Origin of the sequence: Algoriphagus aestuariicola (assembly GCF_017254835.1) — a bacterium.
GTDB classification, from domain to species: Bacteria; Bacteroidota; Bacteroidia; order Cytophagales; family Cyclobacteriaceae; genus Algoriphagus; species Algoriphagus aestuariicola.
The window spans coordinates 958860-975390 of sequence record NZ_JAFKCW010000002.1; the positions used below are offsets into that span (position 1 = coordinate 958860).

The 16531-nt window shown below is 49.2% G+C and carries 11 protein-coding genes; 2 read left to right on the forward strand and 9 right to left on the reverse strand.

Features of this window, described 5'->3' with window-relative positions; translation table 11 throughout:
• Nucleotides 1–174: 174 nt before the first annotated feature.
• From J0A67_RS11310 to J0A67_RS11325, 4 genes are all read right to left on the reverse strand, one after another.
• The gene (locus J0A67_RS11310) at nt 175–1539 is read right to left on the reverse strand and encodes a hypothetical protein (protein ID WP_206569440.1); all 1365 of its coding nucleotides are present in this window, start codon (nt 1537–1539) and stop codon (nt 175–177) included.
• On the reverse strand, nt 1526–2074 hold the full coding sequence (locus J0A67_RS11315) for an RNA polymerase sigma factor (protein WP_241265145.1): 549 nt from the start codon (nt 2072–2074) through the stop codon (nt 1526–1528). The genes J0A67_RS11310 and J0A67_RS11315 overlap by 14 nt, the downstream gene beginning before the upstream one ends.
• 27 nt (nt 2075–2101) lie before the next feature.
• Nucleotides 2102–2605, reverse strand: coding sequence for a hypothetical protein (locus J0A67_RS11320; RefSeq protein WP_206569441.1), 504 nt, complete (start codon nt 2603–2605; stop codon nt 2102–2104).
• A gap of 109 nt (nt 2606–2714) precedes the next feature.
• Nucleotides 2715–3911, reverse strand: a complete 1197-nt coding sequence (locus tag J0A67_RS11325; RefSeq protein WP_206569442.1) for a Pycsar system effector family protein — start codon at nt 3909–3911, stop codon at nt 2715–2717.
• A 59-nt stretch (nt 3912–3970) separates the two neighbouring features.
• Here J0A67_RS11325 and J0A67_RS11330 point away from each other — a divergent pair, with 59 nt between their 5' ends.
• Both J0A67_RS11330 and J0A67_RS11335 read left to right on the forward strand, forming a co-directional pair.
• Nucleotides 3971–4819, forward strand: coding sequence for a hypothetical protein (locus tag J0A67_RS11330; RefSeq protein ID WP_206569443.1), 849 nt, complete (start codon nt 3971–3973; stop codon nt 4817–4819).
• Nucleotides 4816–8454 (forward strand): BamA/TamA family outer membrane protein, encoded by a 3639-nt coding sequence (locus tag J0A67_RS11335; protein WP_206569444.1) that lies wholly within the window; start codon nt 4816–4818, stop codon nt 8452–8454. The genes J0A67_RS11330 and J0A67_RS11335 overlap by 4 nt, the downstream gene beginning before the upstream one ends.
• Here J0A67_RS11335 and J0A67_RS11340 read toward each other — a convergent pair.
• From J0A67_RS11340 to J0A67_RS11360, 5 genes are all read right to left on the reverse strand, one after another.
• A complete protein-coding gene (locus J0A67_RS11340; RefSeq protein WP_206569445.1) occupies nt 8422–10782 on the reverse strand; it encodes a GAF domain-containing protein in 2361 nt (786 codons plus the stop codon). The genes J0A67_RS11335 and J0A67_RS11340 overlap by 33 nt on opposite strands.
• A gap of 203 nt (nt 10783–10985) precedes the next feature.
• The gene (locus J0A67_RS11345) at nt 10986–11690 is read right to left on the reverse strand and encodes a gluconate 2-dehydrogenase subunit 3 family protein (protein ID WP_206569446.1); all 705 of its coding nucleotides are present in this window, start codon (nt 11688–11690) and stop codon (nt 10986–10988) included.
• A 5-nt stretch (nt 11691–11695) separates the two neighbouring features.
• The gene (locus tag J0A67_RS11350; RefSeq protein ID WP_206569447.1) at nt 11696–13438 is read right to left on the reverse strand and encodes a GMC family oxidoreductase; all 1743 of its coding nucleotides are present in this window, start codon (nt 13436–13438) and stop codon (nt 11696–11698) included.
• 91 nt (nt 13439–13529) lie between these two features.
• On the reverse strand, nt 13530–14891 hold the full coding sequence (locus J0A67_RS11355) for a Gfo/Idh/MocA family protein (RefSeq protein WP_241265146.1): 1362 nt from the start codon (nt 14889–14891) through the stop codon (nt 13530–13532).
• A 107-nt stretch (nt 14892–14998) separates the two neighbouring features.
• Nucleotides 14999–16522, reverse strand: coding sequence for a RagB/SusD family nutrient uptake outer membrane protein (locus J0A67_RS11360; RefSeq protein ID WP_241265174.1), 1524 nt, complete (start codon nt 16520–16522; stop codon nt 14999–15001).
• Nucleotides 16523–16531: the final 9 nt, after the last annotated feature.

Below are 16531 nucleotides of genomic sequence, written 5' to 3' on the forward strand. Positions count from 1 at the left end.
GGTAAAAGAATTCGCTTCATGTCGAATACACGTAAAGCATCAAGATAACTCAAATCTTTGAAACCGAGAAAATCACCCAGTCCAGCTCGAAAATGAAGGTTTGGTATTTATTTGTCAAAAAAAAACCAACCAAGATCTCTCTTGGCTGGCTACATGTTGGTTTAGGATTTCAGTTTATTTCTTTTGGATCACCCCAAAGTTCACTTTGAATGATGCTCCGAACATGCCGAGTTTTTCCCCATAGCCTGAAAACTCCTGCAAGGGATAGTTGTAAAAAGGCATTACTTCGTAGCTGGTCTTTTTGGACTCAAATAGCCGGATGTTGACTCCTAGATTGGCTGTGGCGAGGGGGTAAAACTTTTGGTTTGGAACCGAAAGGTCCTGTGACTGGCTGACAGCCTCTGACCTGAGCGTGAAGGAATTGGCACTATTGACGTCCAAGACAGCTACCTGTCGAGTGTAAGAGGATTCTTGCACTGCCGCTTGGTTAAAGGTAATGAGATTGGAAAATCCCGCCTGAAGCGAAATTGCCCGATTGCGGGTGATCGGATACTTAACGTAGAGCGGAATGTCCACCTGCACCTGGGTGATTTCATTGGTTTCGGTCACAGCAGAAGCCGCGTTGAACGCTCCCGCCTGACTGTTATAGCTTTGGCTTTCGCTACTCTGATTTAGGTAATTGACCGCAAGGCCCGAACCCATTACAAGTTTGCTCGTGACTTCCATATCGACCATCACGCCTAGTCCGAGACTGGTTCCTACGGTTGCCTGATCAGAACCCTGAGAAGCGCCAAAACCTGGAGAAAGTCCCATGGCCACTTTCGCAAACGACTTTCTCTCCAGAATTTCCTTGATCTCTTCCTCACTTAGCTCGGGATCTTTCGGCAGCGTCGCCAGAGCTTGCGTCTCCCCATTCTTCTCAGCTGGGGTGATGGTATTACCTTCAGCCTTTTCATCCGTCGCAATCATCATTTCCAGCCCAGAGGATTGGATCAGCTCTTCCCCGATCTTGGAATTTTCAACTGTTGCCAAGGCCTCGGTTCTTTTGGGCTCGGCGAGCGCTATGCCAGGCTCTACTACGGGCTGCTCGTCTACCCTCGCATCAGCTTGGGCCCTTCGATTGGAGATCGATTGCCGGTTTGATTGGGGAGTCAAATTTGACTCACGATCTGGCGCGATTTCTTGGACTGGGGCAGACGCTGGCGATTCGCTTGCAACGGCCGTTTCTGGCTCCTGTTTGCTCGGCTCGGCATCCGAGGAAATGCTTTCCGAATGACTATCCTGCAAGGTGATTTGATCGGAAAGCTGGGGGAGTCCTGAATCGTTTGTCTCCTGGGCCAGCCATAATCCTCCGGCGACCAAGAGTACGGTCACGGCAGCCGCTATTCCCGACATCCAGTAGGTTCTCTTTTTTCTGGCGATTGCGTCACGCTTCGCCGTAAATGACTCCCAAGCGCCGAGTTCGTAAGGAAGAGGGTTTTCTTCCTGCTGCTTTCGCAGCTCGGCAGCCAACCATTTTGATATTTTATCTTCCTGCATATTCTTTCATGTGTTGTTGAATCAACTGACGGAGCTTGGTTTTTGCGCGCGTCAGATAAACCCGGGAGGAGCTTTCGGTGATTTCGAGCCGTTCGGCGACCTCCCTATGACTATATCCTTCGACCTCGTAGAGGTTGAATACCAGTTGTTGGTCCTCGGGCAGCTGCTTGAGCAGTCGGATGATGTCCTCAAATGCCAACTGGTCCGGGGCGTACACTTCATCAAATACCGGAGTCTCTCCATCCGCTTCCAGATGGTTTTGAAAGCGTTTGTCCTTCCGGTAGTAATCTATTGCGGTGTTGACTGTGATCCGTCTCAGCCAGGGTTTGAGGGCGGGAGCTTCATTCATCTTTTTCAGAGAATCAAAGCATTTCATAAAGGCATCATTGGTGATCTCCAATGCCAAATCCCTGCTTTTGGAATAGGACAGACTGATCCCCATGACATAGCCATAGTACTTTTTGAAAAAAAATTCCTCGTGTTTCCTCGACCGACGTTTGCAACCGTCGATCAATTCTTGGTCAGACCAGTTCAAATCAACTTTACGCTATATGCTGTATTTTCAAATTTTCAGTTCACAGTTTCCCACACAATTGAAATCGCGAAAACTGCAATGCTCTCTGAGGTATATGGTAAACAGCTCATTGGACTTGCCCAAAAGCGCCTTTTCCAAGTCCACCTTGATCACGTCCACTTCTGTCTCAGAGCCCCCTCCACAAGTAGCAAACAGCCCGGTGAGATAGAGCTGCATCCTGCGTGGGGAAGATTCCTGCCACAGTCCATCCCACACCAGCTCGTAGGTTCCGGTGCAGCCTTTAGGACGTTCAACTTCGAGAGATAGTTCATTTCCCACTCTGGCAATGCTCGTAATCTCGAAATTTACCTGACAGAGAGAGGGATCCTTGCGGTTGAAATCCAGACGCTGATACTTGCCGGCATCCACAGTAAACCGATATCCCTGGCCCATAAACTGATAAGAGTTCTCCAAACCTGGATTCACGTCGGAGTCGCCTGTCGAGCAACTGAAGAGAAACAGCAGAAGGAAAAACCTGAAAACAGAGGTCATCGCTTAATTTTCTCCCAAGACGCATACTGTTACTGTTTACGCTACAGGTGCTCAAAAAAAACTTTGGATCGGCTGACCATGGAGATCGGCGTTCTGATTTTCCAACCACTCAATACTGCTGGGGTTCGAAAAACAAACTGGCAATCAGAAAGGCCAAGACAGAGATGATAAATCCAAACATGAACACGTTGTAGCTCTTTCGCAGCATCATGTACTTCTTTCCCAAGACCTTGCCCAAATAGTAAATGTCGCGGGTCATGGTACCATAGAGGTAGTCCGCATCGCCCAGCATCCTGTTCATCCCACTGGCGTAGTCCTGAAGTGACATCTGATAAAAATTCCCGAAATAGAGGAGGTTTCCCTCCTTGTTCTGGATGTCTTCTTTAGTCACCACTCCTTTGGTCACCTTGGGACGGGTAGCAAGGATTGCGAAAACCATGGCAACCAAGCAAGTGCTGATCAGCAAAATCGCAGGAATGGTATAGTTTGGAAACTCCTCGAGCTTGCGGATCAGGATCGTGACCACGATCGAGATGATGATAGAATTGACCGAAATCATGATATTGGCCTTGGTATCTGCCATGGCCGAAAGTTCCATGTGGTTGGCTGAGGTTACCCGAAAAAGTGTTTCCACGCCACGTTCCGGTTTAGACTTGTCTTTTTTCTCCTTTTTATCCTTCTTGTTGTCTTTGCCGTGGGACTGTTCGGATTCAAGTTGCGCGATTTTCAGGTCGAGATATTTCAGGTTGACCTTCTTTGCAGGTTCGAGGTAGCGCTGGGCATAGTCGGTGTGGTAGCGATGATTTTTGGTAAATTCCCTAGACTCGATCAGCCAGTCTTTCAGTTCGACGGGGCCCGATCCATTCTTTTCCTTCTCGCATTTCAGCAGCAATGTCTGCTCATAAAGGGAATCCGACCCCAAATGATAAAGGTCTGCATCGCAAATAATGGATTCAAAAAGATCTGTCGGAGTCTGAGGCATCCGTGTGGCAAGGATTGCCTTTTTGATGCGATCGATACGGGGCTGAGACAGCCCAAATTCAGTAAGCGTTGCCTGAGCAATCTCTGCGCCACGGGCCTCATGTCCCGCGGCATCCCCATCCCAGTATCCCACGTCATGAAGCCAAGCTGCATAAAACAGGTCTTCCTGCTCTTCCTCATTAAATTTGTAGAACTCTCCGATTTCCCTAACTTTCTTGACCATATAGGTAGTATGGTCTAGGTTATGATAGCACATCTCCGGCCTTTGTTTCTTCGCAAACATCTGACGAATCCAGCCCTCGAATTTTTCTGATAGGATATTCACTTCGCTTGGTTTAACTTTTACATGCAGCTAGGAAGATAATTAGTTCTGATTTAAAAACGATGCGATATTCACTCCTCATTTTTCTGCTGGCACTTTTTGAATCCTGCGACAATAGCTCCGGGAGCACAAGACCGGAGTTTACGCTGCCAGAAGGATATTCCACCGAACGAGTGACGCGGGTACTACTGTCGGAAGATCTAGAGGAAATCTCCGGAATTGCTTGGCATGAAAATGAACTCCTGGCAATCGAAGACGAATCCTCAATCATCTACAGGACAGATCCTGAGACAGGTAAGATTCTTAAGAAAAAGAAGTTTGAAAAAAATCGGGATATAGAAGACATCCTCGTCAGAAACGACACAGCCTGGGTATTGAGAAGCAACGGCAATCTTTACCGAGTTGTCGATTTTAGGGAAAAAGATAGTCATACCGTGATTTTTGACTTTCCAATCGCGGAAAGCCGCGATTTGGAGGCGATAGTCGCGGATATTGACGAACCATTTATTTGGGTTTTTTGTAAAGTCTGTGAATGGGACGAGGATCCAAGCAGATCCTCATTTTTCAAGTTTGACCTGGGAACGATGAAATTTGATTCACTGCCTGCCGGTAAAATAGAAAAGAGCCAGCTCAAAGGCTTGCTAGCTAATAGTGCACTGGATAAACTGAAAATTCAACCCTCTGCAGCGGCAGTGCATCCCCTAACCCAAGAGTACTATTTGATTTCTTCAACCGGAAAGTGGCTCATGACCTTGGACAAAGCACTGAAACCAAAAACAATCCATCTGCTCCACCCTTCGCTCTTCAAGCAGCCGGAGGGGATCACCTTCTCGCCTGACGGGACGCTTTACATCTCCAATGAGGCTAGGGACGGCCGAGCAAATCTTCTCATATTCAACTACCAGCCATGAGGCCCATTCTTTTACTGGCCATCTTTTTGCTCACCTATTTTTCGGCGCATGCCCAGGACTCCCTGCTGAAGATGCGAATCTATCTCATCGGTGACGCCGGAGAGATGGAAAACGGACATCACCCGGTCGTGGAAGACCTTAGATCCAGGCTTGGCCAAGCGCCCAAGGTCAAAACTCACCTGATCTACCTCGGCGATAACGTCTACCCGCTGGGACTGCCTCCCAAAGATGCTTCCAACAGGGTCGAAGCCGAAAAAATCCTTCAGGCCCAGCTAGGCCTTTGGGAGAAACTTCCAGGCGAAATCTGGATGGTACCCGGCAATCATGACTGGGAAAAGGGGAAATCCGATGGATGGAACGCTATTCTCAGAGCAGAGGAATTTGTGTCGGAAAACTTCCCCAAAGACAAAGTCCACTGGGTGCCAGAAAGCGCCTGCCCCGGCCCCCAGGCAATTGAGCTGGATGACCATATGCTTTTGATTACCCTGGACAGTCAATGGTGGTTTCACTCCAACGACAAGCCGGGAACGGACTCTGACTGTGAGTACAAAACCGAGGAAGAAATAGTCGCGGCGATCTCTTACTTGCTGGAAGAAAACCAAGACAAAATTGTTCTTTTTGCGATGCACCACCCGATGCGGACCTATGGCCCCCACAATGGTGCCTATAGCTGGAAAGACCACCTATTTCCGCTTACCGCAGCGAAAAAAAACCTCTATCTCCCCCTTCCTATTCTCGGTTCGATCTACCCCTTGTACAGAACCCTCTTCGGCGATATACAAGATGTCCCTCATCCCAAATACCAAGCATTCATTGGCGCCTTGGAGCGGATCTTTGCCATCCATCCACACGTGATCCAAGTGGCTGGACATGAGCATGGACTTTTCTACACCCAAGAAGGGAGCAAGCACTACATCGTATCGGGCTCCGGAGCAAAAGACACCTTCATCAAAAAGAATAACCCAGCCGAGTTCACCTACAATAATCCAGGCTACGCTTACTTGGATTTCTACGAAAACCACCGGGTTGAACTGGGCTTCCTTGCCCCCAACAAAGATAAACCGCTCTTTCAATCGGAGCTCATCAGACCTTTTGCTCTCGCGAAGGAAGAACTGCGGCTATTTGAGAGAAACATACCAGCTAGCGTCACCGAGCCGATTTCTCTCCAATACCAAAAAGGGAAACTCCACCGGGCATTCTTCGGCACTAATTACCGCGACACCTGGGCTATTCCGGCTACTTTTCCCACACTTGACCTCACCAAGGAAAAAGGCGGACTAAACATCACCCAGCGAGGTGGTGGGATGCAGACCAAATCTCTCCGGACGGAGAATCCTAACGAAAATGAATTTGTACTCAGGTCCATCAACAAATACCCGGAAAATGCAATTCCTGCACCTATCCGGCAGACGATCGCCAAAGATATAGTCCAAGACCAGATCTCCGCCTCCCACCCTTATTCGGCGCTGGCCGTGGCACGATTGGCAGAAGACGCGGGAATTCCACATACCAATCCACGTATAGTCCATCTACCCGACGACCCGCTTTTGGGAGTTTTCAGAGAGGATTTTGGGAATGCACTCTATCTTTTTGAAGAAAGAGAGGTCGCCCCCCCAGACATCTCCGAAAAGGTGGAGTTCTATAGTACCGACAAGATGCTGAAAGAGCTCCAGAAGGACAACGATCATGAAGTCAAGCAAAAGGATGTCTTGAGGGCGAGGCTTTTTGACCTGTGGATTGCAGACTGGGACAGGCACGACGACCAATGGAGATGGGTGGGAGTCAAGGGAAAAAACGGCCTTGAATTCAGTCCAATGCCGAGAGATCGGGATCAGGCATTCTTTGTAAACGAAGGCTTTTTCCCAAAAATAGCAAGCCGCAAGTGGGCCAACCCAAAATTCCAGGGATTCGGATACGAGCTGAAAAACGTCAACGGCTTTATGTTCAACGGGCGGTATTTTGACCGTAGCTTCATGACTGACTTGGACCGGGAGGACTGGGAGCAAGAGATTGACGAGTTGCTTCCCCTACTGAACGAGGAAACCATCAGAGGAGCTTTTGAAGACTGGCCGCAGGCAATTGCGGAAAAAGATGGCCCGGTGATCGAGGCGAAGCTTTTGGCCAGAAAAAACTGGTTGAGGGATAAAGCCCTTGAATATTATGATTTCTTGGCAGAGGGGGTGGATGTGGTCGGCTCCAACAAGAATGAGGAGTTTCAAATCCGGCATCTGCCTGACGGAAAAATAGACGTGGAAGTCCGCAAGATCAACAAAGACGGAAAGCTCGAACAAAGGATCTACAATCGGACTTTCAACCCAAGTGAAACAGACGAAATCCGGCTTTATGGCCTAAAGGGCGACGACCGGTTTATCTGGGAAGGCGAGGGCAAAAACGAAATTCTAATCCGGGTGATTCCTGGGGAAGGCAAAAAAGAACTCGTAGACTCCGCCAACCTCAGCGGAAAAAAACACCGGGTGTACGTGTCCAAAAAGAAGTCCGCTCCCTACTCCGGGGAAAACCTGCGGGTCATACAAGCTCCCAGCCCGGACTACCTCAGCTATGACCGTATGGCGTTCAAGTACGACAAAGTCATGCCTCTGGCTTCCGTGGAATACAACAAGGACGACGGGATATTTCTCGGGGCTGGAGTTCTTTGGGAAAATCATGGATTCAAAAAGAAACCGTATGCTTCCATGCATACATTGACTGGAAACTATGCAGTAAGAACAGGAGCCTTCAATCTGGAATACAAAGGCAGGGCGGTAGATGTCGTAGGAAATTGGGATCTCGTATGGCTGGCAGATGTCAAAGCACCTGACTACGTCTTCAACTATTTTGGGGCTGGAAACGAAAGCGTCTTTGACCGGGAAGAGCACAGCATCAACTACTATCGCTCACGGTTCAGCTGGTATGAGCTGAGCACCGGCCTGCAAAAACAGCTGGGTGACGTGGGCCGCTTCGCCATCGGCCCTAGCTACCAGGTCTACAGATTTGATGCAGACGACAATCAAGACAACTTCATCACCTCTCCGGACAGCGACGTAAACCAAGAGCAGCTCGACCAAGCCAAGTTTTATGCTGGCGCCACCGCCATTTTGGAGTTTGACAAGCGAGACAACCTGAAAATGCCGACTCGGGGCTTTTATTTCCGACAGCAAATCCAGCACTTCGAGGGCGTGAATAAATATGCACAAGTCTATACCTCAGCCGAAGCCGAACTGAGACTTTACTGGGCTTTCAAGTACCCTTCGAAAATGGTCTGGGCATTTAGAACTGGTGCTGGCAAGAATTTTGGGAGCTATGAATATTTCCAAGGCCAGATCTTGGGCGGGATGGAAAATCTCAGGGGATTTCGCAGATATCGATACAACGGAGACGCGGTCTTTTACAACAATCTCGAATTCCGTCTCCAACTCTTCAACCTACAAAATCCCGTAATCCCCGCTACGGTGGGAGTTATTGGATTTTATGACATGGGACGGGTATGGCTGAAAGGGGAAGACTCCAACACCTGGCATAATTCACTCGGCGGAGGGGTTTGGCTCGCGCCAATCAGACAAATTGTAGCGACTCTTTCCGTTGGATTTACCAAAGAGGAAATCTTACCTTTCTTCACTTTCGGATACCAGTTCTGAGGCTCCATCTTGGTTTAGGTTTCTTTTGGGCACCACCGCTACCCTGATCGCCTTTAGTCCATGCACTCCCTGCATGTCGTCCAGCTCGAGCTCTTCAACACTTTCCTTCAGAAGCTGCCTGTTTTGGAAAAACTGGATAAAGTCCAAGTATTCTTTGGCATCCTTGGGTTGGGAATAGACGATGGCGATCTTTCCGGGCTGTACCAAGCGCTCATTTGTGCCTTTGATCAATGCCTTGTCGATGCGCTTTTTGATGATTTCGTAGCGGATGTTATAAGCTCCCTCGACGTCAAACTTTCGCTCGTCGATACGGAAGCTAATAGTCAGCGGATTGCTGTGTGCCAAGATCAACTGTGTGGTTTGTAGGCTTACATCCAAAGAAGGGGACTTCTCCTGCACCAAATTCACAATATCTATCAAAGTTTGCAGCTGCCACAGTCTTAGGTTTTTGAGATAGATAGGGTCAAAAACCCGGTCTTTCACCAAAGATTGACCGATATAGATGTTATATTCTATGCCATCGGTCTTGAATTTTTCGAAATAGTGCGGAAACATCCGCTGGATCTTGGTCTCCTCCCGATCCAGATACTGTCCGACTAGGAGATTGATCTCTTTCAGACTTTCCTCAAAGGCTTTTCTGTGGATATACACGACACCAATCTGCGGGTCCACGGCCTGAAAATACTCCTGCACGGAGGGCTGCAAATCGGGGTAAGTTTCGCTCAGGTGTTTAAATGTGGGCTCAAACTCGAGCATGAAAAACTCGGTGATTCTTACCTCTTCCTCACTGGCAAGAATAAGCTGAATCCTACGCTCAAACTCCCCTATCTTCTCCAGCATCCGGTCTAAAAGCGGCAAATAGTGCAGAGTCCTAGCTTTTTCGAGTACATTTTTGGCCAAGCCGAGCTGGATCAAAAGGTCACGCTGGATCGCGTTGTTTCGCTCCTGGGAGGAATTTTTCACATCCACCGCCGCGTACAGCGGAAAGACCTCCTGAAAATTGATTGGCGGAATCTCCGGAGTTTTGCCCTGCTCTTCGTCCAGCACATAGTCCAGTGCTATCTCGTCAAACTTCCACTCCACCACCGGATGGATCGCCGTAAATTTTTTGCGAATGATGGATTTGATCTTAGAATCCAGCAGCTCCGCCTGCTTGTTAAAGGCAATGGAAAGGGATGGCGCCAGCATGTCCAGATGATGGAGCATGATGGGCTCAAAGGCGTTTTGCCGCAGCGAGCATATCTCCAGCAAGCCAACCAGATTGCCCTTGTACTTCAAGGGATATAGGATTACCTCCTTCACCCCCAATTCTACGACCTTAGACATGAATTTGCTTTCAGGATTTTCGGCTGAAAGTTCATTCAGCAGCACCGGCTTTTGGATTGCGGAGAGGAAATTAATAACGCCGGTGTAGGGCACATCGCTCCTGTCCTCACAAAGCATCTTGAGAATGTAGCTATTGGCAAGGCGATTTTTGGAGAAAACCAACTTTCCCTTCACCTGTTGTAGAGAGGCCAAACCGACCTTGATATCGGAGATTCCAATCAGTGACTTTACCGAGTCTTCGACCACGTCCGCAAACTCCCTCGGGGATATTTCCTCCTGATTGAGTACAGCTTCGTTTAGCGTCGCCACGCTTTGGGACACGGTGATTTCGTCAGCCTCCAGTAGTAAGAATCCCCGAAACTCAAACAGGCTCAAAGGCAGGATCTTTTTCCAATTCTCCAAATCATAGTGGTCGGGGCTGGTGCTGGTGCAGATTTGGTTTTTGTCATGGATATTCGGTAAGGGCCCCTTGGCGATCACCTTCACATACTGGAAGTTCATCCGAATCTGAAAGTGCCTGTTGATTCCATTTGGTGCACGGTACTGGAATACCAAGGGATGTCCTTGGTTCATCTTGATACCATAGACCTGATCCACTATCCGGCTATACATATTCAGCATTTTGCCAAAATTGATCCGGTTGACATCCAGGTTTTCCGGTATTTTAATCGAACAGTCTTCGTTTAGAAAAAGCTCTTTGAAGGCAGGCGTAGAGTAGATCGGCTGCATGTCAAAAGGCGCCGAAAGTGCCAAAATCCTTTTTTCCTCCTGGCCCGACATCGGAAACAGAGAGCCGAGAATGAGACCGAAGCCAAGGAAATTTCCCTCCTTTTTCAAAGCTTCCGGATCTACCGGACTTTGGTTCAAATCCGGAAATCCCTTGATCCTGTTGATGAGATCTCGATAGAGGCAGGTGTCTGCCTTGGACACATCAGCCCGTTTTTCCCATTGATCAAAAAGTAGCTGAAAATCCAAATGCGCGGAGTGAGGGGTATCGGTCATAGGTAAGGCAGACAATATGAAGTGATGCTGCGATATAGATACCTGAATAAAAGTCAAATAGTTCGGGTTTTCGACAAAAAAATACCGAAACGAGCGGAAAAGGGTAACCTTTGGATCGAAATAGAAAAAGGCCCTGCTGAACCAAATTTCAACAAGGCCTCAATCACTTCCGGTCAAGTGTTCTCCTCAGAGTTTTTTTTGAATCAGGAAATAAGATTTCCCTGATCATCCCAAGTCGCAATACTGCCCCTTCCTTCGGGAGTCAGATAAACGTTCAAGTATTTCTCATCAAGTGCAAGTCCGTATTGGTCCATGACCTCCTGGGACACGCCATCCCAAACATTGGGCGTGTTGCCTACATAGCCAATGTCCTTGAAACCCATCTCGGTCGTGTAGAACCCTGATACAGTCATGTTTCTAAGGAGATTGAAAAACTTGACTCCAGGCTCCGACCCCTTCGCCGCCTTGTCAGGCCATGCGATTTCGTCGATGATTTCCATGCGCTGACTCTCCGACAACTCCACAAAAGGCTTGGAAAAGCGTTCGTTTGCCTGAAGGTTGACCCACATCAGTCCACCTCTGAAGGCAGTCTGATTTCCTGGCTGATCCTTCATCATAAACTCAATGTACTCGGGGACTTTGGCCTCCGAGGCGCTGCCGGATACCGCGTCTTTTGGAATCACAATATCCACCAACACGGTCACCAAGGCTAACTCCTCCTCCGTGAAAAACTTGTCAGAAAGTAGGGAATTGTCCCTTTCGATCTCTTCGGGGATTCTTCCACCGGGCGTGCCGACGATCTTTGGGGAAAGTTCAGCCGCCTTTTCCTCCGGACTGCATGCTGTCATGAGTAAGCCTGTCCCTAGGGATCCCGCAAATAAAAGCTTTAGGTTTTCTCTTCTGTTCATGATGCTTAGAGGTTTTTGCTTTTCATTTCGTTGATGATAAAGTCCGACGTTCTCCACGAAAGCGCCAAAATGGTCCAAGTGGGGTTCTTGTCAGCTTGGGAGACGAAAGGCCCTGCATCTACTACAAAGAGGTTTTTGCAGTCGTGGGCCTGGCAGTTGGAGTTCAGCACCGAGGTGGCGGCATTACTTCCCATGCGGGTCGTGCCCACTTCGTGGATGATCCGTCCCGGTGCGGCCAACCCATACTGGGTTTCCGGACCCGGCTTGTTGCCAAGGAGTTTTGCGCCGGACGCCAAAAGCAGCTCCTCAAAGGTATCCTGCATGTGTTTGGCTTGCTTGATCTCATTGTCGGTCCATTTGTAGTGGAACCGTAATACCGGGATGCCATATTTGTCCACCACTGTCGGGTCGATTTCGCAATAGTTGTCGTACTGCGGCACACTTTCGCCACGTCCTGACATGCCTACCGTCGCACCGTAGAGTGTTCGGATGTCCTTTTTCAGTCCCTCACCGTAGCCCCCGTTTTGGCTTGGGCTACCAAACTCGTCGACTATGTGTTGTCTCATCACGTCCATGTTGGAGCCAAAGCCATAGGAAGGCATGCCTAATCCCCCACCAAACTCGATGTGATACCCTCTGGCGAAGTCCAGCTTTTTGTTGTCCAGCCACCAAGGAGTATAAACGTGCATACCACCAACCCCGTCCTCATTATAGCGCTTCCGATTCATCAGATCTGGGATAATACCAGATCTAGAAGCTCCGGTGGAGTCGTGCAGATAACGGCCCAGCATCCCGCTGGAATTTCCAATTCCATCCGGGTGGATTTTGGACTTGGAATTCATCATGATCCGGGCAGACTCACAAGCCGAAGCACCCAAGACGACCACCCTAGATTTGAGTTTGTATTCCTGCATGTCCCGCTTGTCCACATAGGAGACCCCAGTGGCTTTCCCGGTTTCGTCGGAGGTCACCTTTCTGACCATGCAGTGGGTGAAGAGGTCCACCTGACCCGATTTCATCGCAGGCTTTACCAAGACAGTGCTCGCAGAAAAATCCGCATAGGCTTGGCAGCCTCTATTACACTGTCTGCAAAAGAAGCATACGCCGCGATCCTTGTTGATGGGCTTGGTGAGAATGGAAAGACGGGCTGGAATGATGGGAATGTTGACCTTCTTGGCTCCCTTCATCAAAAACATCTCGTGGAGTCTAGGCTTTGGAGGTGGAAGAAAATTGCCGTCAGGCTCGTTTCTCATTCCTTCTTTGGAGCCAAACACCCCGATCAATTTATCCACTTTGTCGTAGTATGGCTTGACATCGTCGTAGCCGATGGGCCAGTTGTCTCCCAATCCATCGATGTCCTTGCGCTTGAAATCATCAGGACCAAAACGGAGTGAAATTCTCCCCCAGTGATTGGTACGGCCTCCCAGCATCCTCGAGCGAAACCAGTCAAACTGGGTTCCGTCCTTACGGGTGTAAGGTTCGTCTGGCATTTCCCAGCCACCGATAGCCGCATCGAAATCACCGAATGGTCTTATCTGGGTGCTCGCACCCCGACGTGGGGACTCCCAGGGAAATCTCAATTGGGTTCTATCTTCCTCTTTGGCAGGATCCCAATCTCCCCCGGCTTCCACCACGGCTACCGAAAGCCCTGCCTCGGAGAGGATCTTGGTTGCCATTCCCCCTCCCGCTCCGGAGCCGACGATGATCACATCATAAGAATCCTTGCTAGGTTTTATCTGAAAACTCATGTTACTTAAGATTATAAGGTTTTGTTGGTTTCTCTGGGAAGAGTCCCAAAAGAATACTCGCTTAATTCTGAAACAGGCTAACTCAATTTTCTTAAACTTTCCAACCACCCCTGTATTTTCTGCTCAAAAGTTTTTCAGCTTCGGGATGGTTGGGGATTTTCATCTTTTCTGGATCCCATTTCAGTGTCTTTTGTGGCTCTCTGATCGCAACTGTACCCAAAATAATGGCTTCGGTCATAGGCCCCGACTGTGCGAAGTGGCTTTCTGTCTTGGTCTTGCCTAAGCATGCGTCCACGAAATGGTGGTAATGATCCCTTTCCTCTATTTCGGGATAATCTATGCCCTGAAACTTACTTTGGGGAAGCAAAACCGGCATCTTGGTATGCGCTATCAGCAAGGCTCCTTCTGTGCCGACTAGCATAGCCGACTCAGCTGGGTAATCACTCAGCGAAAACAAAGACCGAACTTCCTCCGGTGGATAGAATTCACCGTCAAACCATTCGACGGTAAACTCGCTTTCTTCCGTCTTCTCATTTCCGGGAAACACCCAAGTGATATGGTTGCTTTGCGGCCAGGTATCGGCTCTCCTTTCGGGAGAATTTTCCCAAGATTCTTGGACTCTCGCATGCACCGAAACCGGTGCACTGAGCCCCATCCCTTTCCACACCGCATCGAAAATATGGCAGCCTATATCGCCGGACCAACCTGTCCCAAAGTCTTGCCAAGCCCTCCACTTAGAGGGGTGATAGATGGTAGGATGATACGGGCGAAGCGGAGCAGTGCCAGTCCATAGGTCCCAGTCCAAGGTGGGCGGGGGAGTTCCCTCTCCATCTGGACGCGGGCCGAGGAATCGATAAGCCTCGGTCGCTCCTGGTCTATTGGAACAGAGATATACTTTCTTGATTTTTCCGATATGGCCTTCCTTTATCCACTGCACAGCAGTACGGTCTCCTTTTCCAGAGGCATGCTGGGTGCCCAGCTGGCTCACAATGCCTGCCTCTACCGCAGCCTCAGTTAGTTTTCGGATTTCGGCGACATCATGGCACATGGGCTTTTGGCAATAGACATGTTTTCCCATTTTGATTGCCGAAAACGCGACAGCAAAGTGGTTGTGATCGGGAACACTTACGTTGATCGAGTCAAAGTTTTTGGCTTCCTCTTTCAACAGCTTTCTCCAATCCTTGTATTGTCTCGCATTAGGAACCAGTTCCCCAGCCTTTTGCAGCCGCTCTTCATCGACATCGCATATGGCGACAATCTCGACATCAGGGTGAGCGATGAAGCGTTGCAAATCGTGACGGCCCATTCCCCCGACGCCGATGGATACATGTCTGAGCTTGGCGTAGGGTCTGGAAGCCAAAACGGGCATATCCAAGAAAAGAGGAGCAGCGATCAGGGATGCGGCAGTTGCCAGAAATTTCCTTCTGGTACTGCCCTGAATTGTGTTTTCCAAATGAATAGGGTTAGTGGGTTTATTGAAAACAAAGCCTAACTCCCCGATTGATCGAATCAACCGGGGGTTAGGTTTAGGTTCAAACTATGCCAAAAGGCATCTCCAATTTAGTAGCCGGGATTCTGCGGCTGTAGGTTGGGATTGTTTTGCATCTCTGGCAGCGGATAAGGCATCAGGAGGTGCTTGGACTGAAGTGTCTCGTTGGAACTCTGATTGACGTGGCCAACAAAATCGTCAAAACCGTTGGTCAGCTCGTTGTAGACTTTGCGCAAACGCAGCATATCAAACCAGGTGATCTGTTCGTAGCAGAGCTCATGCCATCTCTCTCTCCAAACAGCCTCTCGAAAGGTATCCTTGGTGTAGGTACCCATGGCAGGCGTAGACAATTTGGCCCTGTCGCGGATTCTCTTCATGCTTTCGTAGGCCAAGGCATTGGGTCCTCCGATCTCATTTTGTGCTTCGGCATAGATCAGCAAGACTTCCGCAAAACGGATCAGCGGAACGTTTAAGTTGTTGTTCCTCGAACCTGGGACGCCCTCTTTGCCAAGCGCTGTTTGATTGAAGTGCTTGAAAATATAAGGAGCTCCGAGGTCAAAAGGCGCACCGCTGCCGTTGGTATAATAGCTGGTATAGAAGAAGCCTTCTTGGTTTTTAGCTCTCAGATCCCCGTCTTCATAGGACTCATAAAACTCGACGGTAGGCACGGTACTTCCTGTACCGGATGGACCCGCAAATGTTACCGGCTTGAAGTTCGGAAACATGTTATTCATCGGATTTCCGGCAACTACGACATTGTACTGAAGCATGAAGATATGCTCGATTCTGTTGTCAAAATCTTCATTGTGCATCGTCAAGTAATCCGGAAACAGATTAATAGCCAAAGGATTAGCAAGAGAGTAATTGATTACCTCCTCAGATTTCTCAGCTGCCAGCTGGTAGTGGGATGCCCCTTTGCTCAGCGGAAATCCAGCCATTGTGAGATAAACCTGGGAAAGCAGAGATTTGGTCGCCGCTAGGCTCGCACGCCCACTGACGTCTGTCCAGGGAAGGCCAGCTGCCTCGGCAGTTTTGAGATCTTCCACGATGAGGTCATACACCGTCTCTTTGGACGCAGGTGCTGGTCGGAAATCCTCCGATGCCGCGGTTTGTGGCATCGTGATCAAAGGAACATCTCCCCAAAGCCTCACCAAATAGAAATAGGCCCATGCCCTCAAAAATCTCGCCTCGCCCAATACCTTTTTCTTTTGGGCTTCATCCATAGGAGTGATACTTGGCACCTTATCCAAAACCAAGTTGGCATTTGCGATCACGCGATAGAGTCCATTCCAATAGTTGATGACATGTTGGGTTCTTCCGTCATACACGAGTCCGTACAGGTTGTTTAGATCTGAGTTTTGTGCGGTCTCAGTGGTCGAGGTACCCGTAGGCGCCTCTAGCAACTGCCAAGTGGAGGAAAATATCCCGCCGTCACCGCCGATGAAGCGAGTGTCCGCATAAACAGCCGCTAGGGCCGATTCAGCATGATCAGGGATAGTATAATAGCTATCGGGAGTCAAGTTTGAGGGATCCTGCTCCTCAAGAAAATCGGAACAGCCTAGCATCCCAGCCATAGTCACTCCCGCAAAGAGCATAGTAAATGC